The organism is Caballeronia sp. GAFFF2 (assembly GCF_023631485.1).
Lineage (GTDB): Bacteria > Pseudomonadota > Gammaproteobacteria > Burkholderiales > Burkholderiaceae > Caballeronia.
Map to the genome: position 1 here is coordinate 381030 of NZ_JALQDA010000009.1, position 11743 is coordinate 392772.

Below are 11743 nucleotides of genomic sequence, written 5' to 3' on the forward strand. Positions count from 1 at the left end.
TGACTTCGTTGGAACACACGTTGCTCCTCCGTCCTCAGACCCGGAGGATCACGTCATGTCCCATGAAACCAAAACCTCACTTGCCGCCAACGCGCGCTGCGAATCTTTCATGCTGGCGCAAAACGGCTGGGTACCGAATAACACGCGTTTGCCGGTTCTCGTCTGGCGTAATGCAATCGACTCGCGCGAGTTCGACGTAGCCGGCCGCTTCGAATCTCTCTTTCAGCAAAACGGCTGGCCGCCGCAATGGCGCGACGGGGTCTTCGACTATCACCACTTTCACTCGACCGCGCACGAAGCGCTCGGCGTGATCTCGGGTGAGGCGGAATTGATCATCGGCGGGCCGAAAGGCCGAGTCATCGCGATCCGCGCAGGCGATGCCATCGTTCTTCCCGCCGGCACCGGGCACTGTCTTTTGACGAGTGGTCGGCGCTTTCAAGTGGTGGGCGCCTATCCGCCGGGACAGCAGTGGGACATCCGCCGCGAAGGCATCAGCGAGGCGGAGCGACAAGCGATGGAAGCGTTGCCGTTTCCCCATGACGATCCCGTGGCCGGCGAAGATGGCCCGCTCGTCCATCTCTGGCGGTAAAGCCACGCGCTCCTGGCGTCACTGCTTCGCCCCGGCCGCGCGTCGTGCACGCGGCCACGCAACGCGCTTGACCACGCCAGTTGCAAGCCCTGTCCCGATCAGCACGATTCCGCACGCCACCGCCATCCCGACCGATACACGTTCCGCGAGAAATAGCGCGCCCCACAGAATTCCGAAGATTGGAATGACGAAGGTCACGGTAATCGCGCGAGCGGGCCCAGCCACGGCGATCAAATGGAAGAACAGCATGTAAGCGACGCCTGTGCATGCCACGCCCAATCCGAGCACCGCGCCCCACGCATGCATCGACACGCTCGCTGTCGGCCACCAGAACAGCGAAAACGGCAGCAGGACGAGCGTCGCGGCGCTCATGGTGCCTGTCGCGACGATCAACGAATCGACACCCATGAGATGCCGCTTGGTGTAACTGGCGGCGATCCCATAGAACAATGTCGCGCCCAGTGCGGCCACGGCGGCGAGCGCAGTGGCGAGCGGTGCAACGGTCGCGGCGCCCGCATCGTGGACGAACATCTGATCCCAAACCAGCGCGAGCACGCCCGCAAAGCCGATGGCGAGTCCCGCAATGCGTAGCTTGCTCAGGCGATCGTCGAGCCAGATGTAGGCGACGAGCGCGCCCCACAGCGGCGTGGTCGCGTTGATGACGGAAGTGACGCCAGCCGACAGCGTCAACTCCGCATAGGCGAAAAGGCAAAACGGCGCGGCCGAGTTGAGAATGCCGACCATCAGAAGCGGCCATGCGCGCTCGCGCATCGTGGTGAGTGCCTGACGCATGCGGCCGCGAAGCATGAGCACCGCAAACAAAAACACTGCGCCGATGCCGACGCGCAAGGCCATCAACGGCGCCACGCCCAAATCCGTTACGCCGATACGAATGAAAAGGAACGAACCGCCCCACAGCGCGGCAAGGATGAACAACTGGACGAGATTGACGGGATTCATGGCGGGCTTCGCAAGAGAGGGAAGAGCGAAGCCATGGTATCGGCGCTTGTTGGGCGGATGCTTCCGCGCGGCGTGAAACGAATCATGCAGCATCAAGCCCGCATTACCGATAAACGCTTCGTTCTTGTTCGCCGAATCGTAGGCTGGCCGTGTGGGCGTCGCAAACGAGCAATTCTCACGGATATGTGAGCCAGATTGCGATTGATTCGATATCGCGTGGCGCCATATCGTCAGGAGCGAGTTGCCGCGGCGCCCATTCGGTGCGACGCTTGCGTAAGGGTGACATGGGCGTCATGACAGGCTTGATGACTTGGTGGGACGACGTAAAAAGGAGAGCGCCATGGACAATGCAAACGGCAACAAGAAGGGAGTTGCGGCATCGGGCGAATCGCTGCCGCTTCGGCAAAGGCGCGTGCACGGCGCACTCGGGTCCGCGCTCACGCCCGGTCTCGCACAGCATCAGGGCGTGATTCCACTCTCGCCCGGCGCGCCGCACAAACCGGCGCACGCGGCGCATCCGTCGCATCCGTCGCATCCGTCGCGGCACGTGCATGGCAGCGTGCTGGAAGGCGGCGACAGTCCGGCCGTGCTCGCGCAGCCCGCAGCAGTCACGGCGCAGCATCTAGGTAGCCGGTTTCATCCGCAGACGGCCAAGAACAAGTTCATCGAGCATGGGCGGCGCGCCAAAGACGCCGTTGCGATGCGCTATCGCGACGTCACCGAAGGCGCCGACGATTACGTGCACTACAACCCGTGGAAGTCGATAGCACTTGCGGCAATTGGTGGACTGATCGTCGGCTTGCTGGCCGCCCGCTGAACTTTTGTCGAAGTGCGGGCCTCGTCCTTGCTAAATCACGTAAATGGCGCGGTGCTTATCATTGCGTCATTCCGACATGAACCGACGACCCTTCAACATGCGCCCCGGGCGCAGCGAAATCTGGAATCAGCGTACCGCCGTGGAAAGCGATCCACGGCGCGTGATGCTCGTGCATTCCGAGTCCGATGTCGGCGAATCTTTCGCGATGATGCTCGCCATGCGTGGCTTCGATGCCGTGCAGATCGCGGATGCGCAAAGTGCGCTTCATTTCGCTCACATGTGGCGGCCGCAGGTATTGTTCATCGATACACGCGTGAACGAGGCGCACGAGGTGCTGGCAAAGCACGACCATGCACTTGTACGCGCGTTGCGCGAATGTGGCAGGGAGGCATCGCTGGATCAGATGTTGATTGCGTTCGCGGCCGAGGAGAGCAGCGACCCACGCGACGTGTTGTTGAGCGCCGGCTATGACGGATTCTTCAGAATGCCGTGCCCCGTGTGGCGTCTTTTCGATGCGGTGACGCGTTTTTACGTGCACTGATAAGTGCATCGAGCGTCGATTCGTTCACCGAGGCGGCGCCGCCGCCCCGATGCAACGCGTACGCGTTTTGCTATTGCTTCGTACTGTTCCTGAAGTCGCCGGTTTCGAGTTCCACGGACTGGCCGTGATTGCGTTCGAGCGCTCGCCGCGCTGAATCTTCGATTTCGACGCGTCCGCCTTCGAACGCGCTGAGGATGGCATGGGAAGAGGTGCCGGTATTGCCGAAGTGATCGTTGAGCGCATCGAGAGAGACGCTGCACCAGACTTCACGTCCATCTACATTGGCTTCGAACGCAACTCGCGCTGCCGCCACGACGTGACGCCGCCCACTGAACTCTATCGTCATCCTTATTACCTCCGGTTGTTCGTTTGAGGCACGTGGACCGCAATGCTCGTGATCCACGCTTCAGGTCGCGCAACGGCAATGACGCTGATACTCGACTCAAGCTGCACAACTACGCGCCTGTCCCGTGCATCATACGCCGCCCGCCACGGGTTCGTGCTTTTGCAATGGCCGTGCCCGAACGCATGTGGACACGCGTGCAACGATCAGCCACAACACGCACAACCGCCGCGATGGCGCATGCCGTAGCTCCCCGAATCTTCGCTCGCGTTGGCGCCGCCGTTACCGCCGCGTCCAAGCGATGGCGCGCCGATGGTGACGCGCGCGCTGGTTTCACCGCAGCGTGGACAGGCTGCGGGTTCATCGCGTTCGGCGATACGGCGATTTGCTTCGAAAGTGCCGCAGTCGGCGCATTCGTAATCGTAGACAGGCATGGCTTCTATCGGGCAGAAGATGGAATGAACGACCAGTTTATCAAGTTCGAGCAAGCGACATTCCGCTTCACGCATTCTCGAATCTGCCAGAAAAACAATGAGTGGCACCTGCATTGCTGACAACAGGTAGCACCAATCGCCACAGGAGGCCACATGAAACGCAATATCGTTATGATCGTCACCGCGCTTGCAGCAGCCGCGCCAATCGCGAGCTTTGCACAGACCGAAGCTGCCAGCACCACGCTTGCCAACGACCTTACGCAACCGGACAAGGATTTCGTGCAGGGCGCGTCGTCTTCGGGATCCACGGAAATCGATGCCGCCAAGCTTGCTCAGACGCACTCGCAGGACAAAGACGTGAAGAGCTTCGCGCGTCATATGATCGTCGACCATACCAAGCTGACCGTGCAGCTGAAAATGGCGGCGCCCAAAGGCGTGACCGTGCCCAAGGACAATTCGGATACTTCCGCGATCGATTCGCTCAAGGCACTGCACGGCAAGGCATTCGATACCGCATATATCCAGAAGGTTGGCGTGCAGGGCCACCAGGAGGCGGTGGCGCTATTCCAGAAGGAAGCAGACGGCGGCCAGAACGCGAAGCTGAAGGAAGCGGCGCAAAAGGCGTTGCCGACGATCCAGGATCATTTGAAGATGGCGCAGGATCTGGCGTCGAAGAAGGGCGTGCAGTAATCGTTCGTTGCGGCGTCAGCCCTATATCGACGCCGCCATTCCCATGTTTTTCAACGCGCCTGTTCTCGTAGCAGGCGCAAGCGCGCTTCGGCAATCGACTGGAAGCCGCCCCCGTGTTCGTCGAAGATCGATACCTTTCCCTGCCCGATGTCGTATACCCAACCCTGCACTTGAAGCTGGCCAAGCGCGAGCCGTCCCGCGACTGCCGGATGCGTACGCAAATGCGTAAGTTGAAGGCGGATGTTTTCTTCGACCATCGCCTGAACCATGCGCTCGTGTTCGAGTTTTCGCGCCCGTACCACACTGCGCGCCGCTTCTGCGTTGCGTAACCACGCGTGCACGGTAGGCATTTCATCGGCGATGGTTGCGCCCGAGGCGAGGCCTTTCATCGCGCCGCAGTCGGAATGGCCGCAGATCACGATCTGCCGCACGTTCAATGCGAGCACCGCGTATTCGACTACCGCCGACACGCCGCCGAGCATCTCCCCATAAGCCGGCACGATATTGCCGATGTTGCGGCACACGAAGAGCTCGCCGGGCCGCGTCTGCGTGATCATCTCGGGCGACACACGCGAGTCCGCGCACGTGATGAAAAGCGTGTGCGGTGCTTGCCGTCGCGCAAGACTCTTGAAAAGCGCTTCGCTATCGGGGAAGACGAAGTGGCTGAAATCGTCCGCGCCTTGAAGCAGATAGAGCAGGTCGGGCGTGTCGGAGCCGTTGCGTTCTTCACTCATCGATTTATCGGACATGGGCGCCTCGGGTTCTGGACAATGCGCGGCGTTGGTTCGCGCTCAGGCGAGAGCTTGCGGGGTTTTGAGATAGATCGCAAGTCGAAGGAGCGAAGGGCGGTGCCCAGGAGAGGGCGTGAGTGGGGGAATCGCTTTGCAGGCGAGGACGTTTCTTTATAGTTATTGACGAATTCGGACCGGTGGTTTGTTATCTTTGGGTCCGTTTTCTTTTGCGTGCCCGAGCATGTCCGCCAAATCCGATTCATACGGCGCAGCAGCGGCGTTTTACGCCAGCGAGCGGTTCGTTGAAGCGCTTGAAGCGCTGGAATATCAAATAAATCAGCCGTATGCGGATATCGAAGCGCTGAATCTCGCCGCGGTGTGTTGCTATCGGCTGAATCGACTCGACGAGGCCGAATCGCATTGGCGTCGTGCGGTAGCGCAAGATCCTCAATACGCCGGCGGTTATGCCAACCTCGGTAATTTGCTGATGCTGCGAGGCAGATTGGAAGATGCGGAAACTGTCTATCGCGAGGCGATTGCCATTCGTCCTGATTTCGCGGAGGCTCATTACAATTTCGGTAATCTGCTCGTCAAAAAGGGACGTCTTGTGGAGGCAGAGGCCGCGCTTCGTCAGGCGTGCGCCGCGCGCGCCGATTTTGCGGACGCACATTTCAATCTCGCGAATCTTTTGAAGAGTCAAAGTCGATTGGCTGAGGCTGAAATTGCCTTTCAACGCGCAATTGCTGCTAGAGGAAATTACGCGGACGCATTCAACAATCTGGGTAATTTATTGCGCGAATCAGGACGCCTCGTGGAAGCGGAGGCGGCTTTGCGGCAAGCCGTGGCGTGTCGCCCTGATTTTGCTGAAGCAAATTTTAATCTCGCTCAGGTTTTGAACGATCTGAAAGACTTTGCGCAAGCTGAGGCGTTTTACCGGCGCGCCATCGAACTCCGACGAGACTACTCGGAGGCACATGTCGGTCTCGGCGCGTTTTTACATAAGCTGCAACGCGTGCAAGAAGCGCAAGTGGTATTTCTCGCGGCATTGTCGATTTGTCCAGACGACACGAATGCGCTTATGGGGCTGGCCAATGCCTACCACGCACTTGATTCGTTGGAGGATGCGGACCGCATATATCGTCGAGTTCTCATTCTGGAGCCGGATAACATACAGGCAAGAACCACACTCGGTTATACGCTTCAAAAGCTGGAGCGCCTTTGCGATGCCGAGGCTGAATACCGCGAGGCGTTGATTCTCGCGCCCGATGCTGCCGATATCCACTACAACCTCGGCATACTTTATGGTCATCAAGATCGCCTGAACGACGCTGAACGGACATATCGCCGGGCAATAGAATGCTGTTCGGATCACGTCGAAGCGCATAACAATCTTGGCCGCATTTTGCAAAGTCTTGGTCGCCTTGAAGAGGCTGAATCAATCCTGCGCCGGTCGATTGCAATCCGAGACGATATTCCCGAGGCTCATAATAACCTCGCCGGCGTACTCAAGGATATGGGCGCAATGGAAGAGGCAATCCAAAGCTTCCGTCGCGCCGTCGATTGCGGACCGAACGATGAATGTGTGCATCGAAATCTCAACTACGCGCTGACCTATCACGCAGAAACGCCACGCGAAATTCTCGAAGAATGTTTGCGCTTCGCCGCGCGACACGAAGCGCCGCTGCTTCGCCATGACATCGTCCATACCAACAATCGCGATTCTGAGCGACGGCTCAAAATTGGCTACGTCGCGCCAGACTTCGACGGACACTGCCAGGCCATGTTCACCGCGCCGGTCTTCGCGCAACACGATCACGCGGCGTACCACATCTTTTGTTATTCCAGCGTTAAAACGCCCGACGCGATAACACACCTGATCCGTCCGATGGCCGACACCTGGCGCGACGTTCACGCGCTCGACGACGAGCAATTGGCGCAACTCGTTCGCGACGATGGCATCGACGTATTGGTCGATCTGACGATGCACATGTCGCGCGGCCGTCCATTATTGTTCGCACGCCGACCGGCGCCTGTGCAAGTGCAATGGCTCGCGTATCCGGGCACGACGGGCAGCAGCGCCATCCGCTATCGCCTGACCGACCCGTGGATCGATCCGCGCGACACGGCCGATCTCGCCGATCGTTATAGCGAAGAGACCGTGTGGTTGCCCGAGACGTTCTGGTGTTTCGATCCGCGCGTCACGTCGCCGAATGCACCGGACGTGAATGCATTGCCAGCGTGGCGCAACGGTCATATTACATTCGGATGCCTTAATAATCCGTGCAAGGCGTCCGAGCGCACGTTGCGCATGTGGACGGCAATACTCGCCGCCGTGCCCAATGCGCGCTTCATTCTGCTAGCCGGTCCGGGCCCGCGCGAACGTTTCAGTGCGCGTCTTGGCGCGTTGGGCGTCGATCTGTCGCGCGTTCGGTACGTGGGATATCAGTCGCGCGTCGATTATCTGCGGACCTATCAATCAATCGATATCGGCCTCGACACCTATCCGTACAACGGCCACACGACGAGCCTGGACGCCTTGTGGATGGGCGTGCCCGTGCCATCGCGCGCGGGCGACACGTCGGTCAGCCGCGCGGGTCTGAGCCTGCTGATGAATCTTGGCATCGGCGAGCTCGTGGTTCATGACGACGCGGCGTACGTCGATGTCGTGACTCGCCTCGCCAACGATCTGCCGCGTTTGACCGAGTTGCGCTCGACGCTGCGCGCAAGACTCGAACGCTCGCCGATGATGGATGCACCGCGCTTCACGCGCAATCTGGAAGCGGCGTATCGGCAGATGTGGCGCGCATGGTGCGCTTCGCCAGGCGCTTGAAAAAGAGCGTCACTTCGGTTTTTACGAACCGAAGCCTCTGAAAATTCACGTTTTTCAGTGTCGAATGCTGCGATAGGCTTGGGTCATCGTAAGCAAAAAGAAAGGATTCGACATGAAATGCCCCGTGTGTCCCGCGACGGGTCTCCTGATGACCTCGCGCGAGAGCATTGAAATCGATTATTGCCCGTCCTGTCGCGGCGTGTGGCTCGATCGCGGCGAACTCGACCGGCTCATTCAGCGCGACGAACAGGTCTCGCCGCAGCAAACGGCAGGGCGCGAAGCGTGGCGCGACAAGGACGACGATCGCGACCATCGCGTGCGACCGCGCTATGACGACCATCGCTATGGCGACTCGCACTCGAACTATGGACATTCACGCAAGAAGAAGTCGTTTCTCGGCGATCTGTTCGACTTCGGCTGAACCCGTCGTTCCAATTTTTCAGGCAATCCGACCCAACCGCGCGCTGCGCGAAGGAGATCAAGCATGGCAACGGTAAAGCAAGTACTCAAGGCCAAGAACGATGACGCGGTGCATACCATCGACGTCGAAGCGAGCGTGTTCGATGCGGTCGTGCTGATGTCGAAGGCCGGCGTTGGTGCCGTCGTGGTCACGGTGGGAGGGCGCGCGGACGGCACGGTGTGCGGGATCGTCACCGAGCGCGACTACGCGCGCAAAGTCATCTTGCAGGACAAGGCATCACGCAATACGACCGTGTGCGAAATCATGAGCGCGCCCGTGTTGTCGGTGAGCCTGCGCACGAGCACCGACGAATGCATGGCGCTCATGACCACGCGCCATGTCCGTCATTTGCCAGTGATCGAATGCGGCCGGCTGATGGGGATCGTTTCCATCGGCGACATGGTGCGGCAGTTGATCGATGAACAGCAGTTCGCGATCGAGCAGCTGGAAACGTACGTTCGCGGAACCAGCGAAGAAATGCCCGCTTGCGCGCTTACCCGGCGCAGTCCCGTGCCGCAGACGTTGGCGCTGCGCTTCGCTTGATGCGCAAATCAGCGCGCATCCGCATTCAACAGACGCCCCAGGCTATCCGCCAAGCCACGCCATCCCCCCAACTCGTTCGCGCGTACGAGCCGCGTGGCCGGATACCACTTCGTTACCGCCGGATCGCGTTCGTACCGCCATTCAGCGACCTGATTGAGCAGCAAGTAATTGCGTTTGCCGAGCGCGCCCGCGATGTGCGCCAGGCTGCCATCGTTGCCGGCGAACGCATCGAGCCGGTCGAGCAGGGCGATGGATTGCGCGAAAGTCGTGTTGGAATCGAGCGTCGTGAAACGGTTGAGATTGCGTGAACGCGGGTCGTCCAGCCAACGCTTGCGCTCGAAGCCGCGCTGCATGATGACCCAGTAGATGTCGCCGGAGTGGTCGAACAGCGCGTCGAGATCGGGCAAACACAGGCTCCGATGACCAAAATTGTCTGGCGATTCGGACGACGACCAGAAGATGCCTACGCAGCGCCTGCCGCGCGCGCGATGCCAGATCGTGTCGAGAATGGCGTCGGCAGCATCCGGCTCTGCGGGCTCGATATAGCGCCCCAACGGCATATGGCCGAGCGCTGGGAAGAGGGACGTGAAGAGCGCGAAGGGATCGGTCCACATGTCGCCTTCCGCCGATGCGCGTGTGAAGCCGGCCGCGCGCATCGCGGCAGCAAGCGCCTCGTGTTCGGATTCGGGTATGACGAGCCTGAACCGGCTGTCTTCATACTCGACTTTCACTCCCATGACTTCCAGCGCGCCTAGATAGCGCACCCATTGAATAAGATCCCCGTAACCGGATGCAATCGACTTGACGGTAATACGCGCGGGCAATTCACGCTGGCCGCTCCAGTATCCGTCGAGATTTAAATGCGGAAAGAGCACGCGCCGCGCTTCTGGCGACGACCACCATCGATGCATCGCCGCAACCCCGTGTTCGATGCCTTGCAGCCGCATCTGGCTGCGTGCCTGGTGATGACCGAGCACGTAGACTGAATGCTCGTCGACGCCATCCGCATTTAAATCGAGTACGCGTTGATCCTCGCCGAGATAGTGCCAGCCGTAGACGCGCCACAAAAACGCGCCGATGGCCTGCGTCGTCGGCTTCTTTCCGAAGTAATCAATGGCGGTGAGCGCTGTTTCCTTCAGTCCCAAGTGGGAGCAGGCATCGGCGAGACAGTGAATCTGGTAGCCGAAGACATCCGACTCGCGCGTCAGATAAAAACAGATGTCGAGCGCCTTCTCGAATTGCTGCGCGCGCAAATGCGTTACCGCGCGCCAATGCCAATAATCGGCGCTGTTGCTGTCAGCGGCGCGGCGTGCATCGAGAAACTCGAAGCATTCGTCGATGTCGCCGGCATATAGTTTCGGCGGAAGGTCCTGGTAGTTTTCGATCATGCGATGACTCTTATCGTTTGACGCGGACGCGCTCAATTGGCGTAACCGGGTAGTCTGGCACTTCGATGTCACTGTGTTTCGAAGTTTCGATTAATCTTTGAGAAAGATGACAATTTTTGAATTAATCGGTGACGAACGGCTATTAAGTATAGGTGGATGTTGCATGCAAAAACACGGCATCTCCTTATAGTTTTGCCGTTGAATGGTGCTACTTCTAAGTCTTACCAAGTAATTGGCAACGGATTCGGTGTTGGCGCATTGCGTGATCATGGCCGCGAAGGGAGACTCGATGGATGGCCAGGATGGACGACGCTGCCCGCCAGCGGGTGCGAGCCGCCCCGTATGTTGTCGGGCTTGACGCCATCCGCGTAGCGCCTAAAAAACACGCAGAATCTCATCGCGCTACGAGATCGACTTGTCAGACTGCGACCTTCAACAGCGCACAACAGAATGGCTGCGAATGCGGATTCTGCGTCATCAACGCCAAGCAGCCCTTCACTCCGGGCCGCGTAGCGCGTAAATCTTTTGTGCAAGGTCCGAAAATTAACTCCGCTTCGACGACACGAAAGGCGGCGAGCATGTACTTCTAAATGCGGAGCGCAATCGGGATATTGCAGTCGAGACTCACTGGGACGGGCACGACACGAAGATTATCGGAACAACGAAACCACCGTCGTGAAGCACGACCGGACCGAGTCGGTTGGCCATGACGAAACGATCACCATCGGTATTGATCGTAGCGAGCGGGGGAACAACAACGAGAAGATTTCCATCGGCGCAAACCGGACCGATACTGGGTGCGAGAAGAAGCCATCACCGCAGACGCCAAGCGCACAATCCTCCTCAAGCCATGGAGACCGCGACCGTGCTCTTGCAACGCACACGGTGGGCATCGATGAAGCCGTTTGGGTGGACGCGACGCGGAGAGGTGACCATCGGCGCGTTTCAGGCGGTGACGATGGTGCTCACGAAAGCGTGAAAGTCGGCGCGAAACAGACGATCGAAATGCAAGGAGATATTAACTGCGATCAAGTTATTTTCATTTCTAGCAGTAATCTATCTTTTGAAAATGCCCTATGGCAATTACGTAATTCAGCTTTTCCCGTATTTTTGATCGAGTGCAAAGGACGTGAAATTACAGCTTTAATACTTCACCTCACGTGATAGGCTGCCAATCATTGATCTTTCCGCTTGTAACGGAGCAGGTAAAGTTTAGCGCGATTGGTTTTCCAACGGCGAAAGAGATTATTTCCGAGATATCCATGTCCGGCGCCTTTAGGCCGCACCGCCAAGTACGCGACACGCGCCAGCAATCGACACCGTTGCTTTAGCAGTCTTAGCTTACTTTTTCTTCGGATAATCAGACATATTCGGCAGTGCTCGAAAATCTCAACTAGAAATGTCCTAATCAACATCT

The 11743-nt window shown here is 58.8% G+C and carries 13 protein-coding genes; 8 read left to right on the top strand and 5 right to left on the bottom strand.

Annotation, left to right across the window (positions count from 1 at the left end):
• Positions 1-55: 55 nt before the first annotated feature.
• Positions 56-589 carry a cupin domain-containing protein gene (locus tag NCT04_RS07180; protein ID WP_250464636.1) on the top strand — a complete coding sequence of 178 codons (534 nt, stop codon included), beginning with the start codon at positions 56-58 and terminating at the stop codon, positions 587-589.
• 18 nt (positions 590-607) lie between these two features.
• On the opposite strand, the gene NCT04_RS07185 is transcribed toward NCT04_RS07180, so the two are convergent.
• On the bottom strand, positions 608-1549 hold the full coding sequence (locus tag NCT04_RS07185; RefSeq protein WP_250464638.1) for a DMT family transporter: 942 nt from the start codon (positions 1547-1549) through the stop codon (positions 608-610).
• Positions 1550-1889: 340 nt separating this feature from the next.
• On the opposite strand from NCT04_RS07185, the gene NCT04_RS07190 reads away from it, so the two are divergent.
• Entirely contained in the window at positions 1890-2366 is a 477-nt protein-coding gene (locus tag NCT04_RS07190; RefSeq protein ID WP_250464640.1) for an ElaB/YgaM/YqjD family protein, read from the top strand.
• Positions 2367-2442: 76 nt separating this feature from the next.
• On the top strand, positions 2443-2907 hold the full coding sequence (locus NCT04_RS07195; RefSeq protein WP_244827859.1) for a response regulator: 465 nt from the start codon (positions 2443-2445) through the stop codon (positions 2905-2907).
• A gap of 70 nt (positions 2908-2977) precedes the next feature.
• Here the strand turns inward: NCT04_RS07195 and NCT04_RS07200 are convergent, their stop codons facing one another.
• Both NCT04_RS07200 and NCT04_RS07205 read right to left on the bottom strand, forming a co-directional pair.
• Positions 2978-3253: a DUF1488 family protein gene (locus NCT04_RS07200; protein ID WP_244827860.1), complete on the bottom strand. Its 276-nt coding sequence runs from the start codon at positions 3251-3253 to the stop codon at positions 2978-2980.
• A 203-nt stretch (positions 3254-3456) separates the two neighbouring features.
• Positions 3457-3684: an FmdB family zinc ribbon protein gene (locus NCT04_RS07205; RefSeq protein ID WP_244828022.1), complete on the bottom strand. Its 228-nt coding sequence runs from the start codon at positions 3682-3684 to the stop codon at positions 3457-3459.
• Positions 3685-3837: 153 nt separating this feature from the next.
• Between NCT04_RS07205 and NCT04_RS07210 the strand changes: the two genes are divergently transcribed.
• Positions 3838-4374 (top strand): DUF4142 domain-containing protein, encoded by a 537-nt coding sequence (locus NCT04_RS07210; protein WP_250464641.1) that lies wholly within the window; start codon positions 3838-3840, stop codon positions 4372-4374.
• A 50-nt stretch (positions 4375-4424) separates the two neighbouring features.
• Here NCT04_RS07210 and NCT04_RS07215 read toward each other — a convergent pair whose 3' ends face one another.
• A complete protein-coding gene (locus NCT04_RS07215; RefSeq protein ID WP_244827862.1) occupies positions 4425-5123 on the bottom strand; it encodes a carbonic anhydrase in 699 nt (232 codons plus the stop codon).
• Between the two features lie 223 nt (positions 5124-5346).
• Between NCT04_RS07215 and NCT04_RS34675 the strand changes: the two genes are divergently transcribed.
• From NCT04_RS34675 to NCT04_RS07240, 3 genes are all read left to right on the top strand, one after another.
• The gene (locus tag NCT04_RS34675) at positions 5347-7935 is read left to right on the top strand and encodes a tetratricopeptide repeat protein (protein WP_350030002.1); all 2589 of its coding nucleotides are present in this window, start codon (positions 5347-5349) and stop codon (positions 7933-7935) included.
• A 112-nt stretch (positions 7936-8047) separates the two neighbouring features.
• Complete coding sequence (locus NCT04_RS07235; protein ID WP_250464649.1) at positions 8048-8356, top strand: TFIIB-type zinc ribbon-containing protein; 309 nt, start codon at positions 8048-8050, stop codon at positions 8354-8356.
• 63 nt (positions 8357-8419) lie between these two features.
• Positions 8420-8938: a CBS domain-containing protein gene (locus NCT04_RS07240; protein ID WP_250464651.1), complete on the top strand. Its 519-nt coding sequence runs from the start codon at positions 8420-8422 to the stop codon at positions 8936-8938.
• An 8-nt stretch (positions 8939-8946) separates the two neighbouring features.
• Here NCT04_RS07240 and NCT04_RS07245 read toward each other — a convergent pair whose 3' ends face one another.
• The gene (locus tag NCT04_RS07245) at positions 8947-10326 is read right to left on the bottom strand and encodes a hypothetical protein (RefSeq protein ID WP_250464653.1); all 1380 of its coding nucleotides are present in this window, start codon (positions 10324-10326) and stop codon (positions 8947-8949) included.
• Between the two features lie 525 nt (positions 10327-10851).
• Between NCT04_RS07245 and NCT04_RS07250 the strand changes: the two genes are divergently transcribed.
• On the top strand, positions 10852-11490 hold the full coding sequence (locus tag NCT04_RS07250; protein ID WP_284509325.1) for a bacteriophage T4 gp5 trimerization domain-containing protein: 639 nt from the start codon (positions 10852-10854) through the stop codon (positions 11488-11490).
• The last annotated feature ends 253 nt before the right edge of the window (positions 11491-11743 follow it).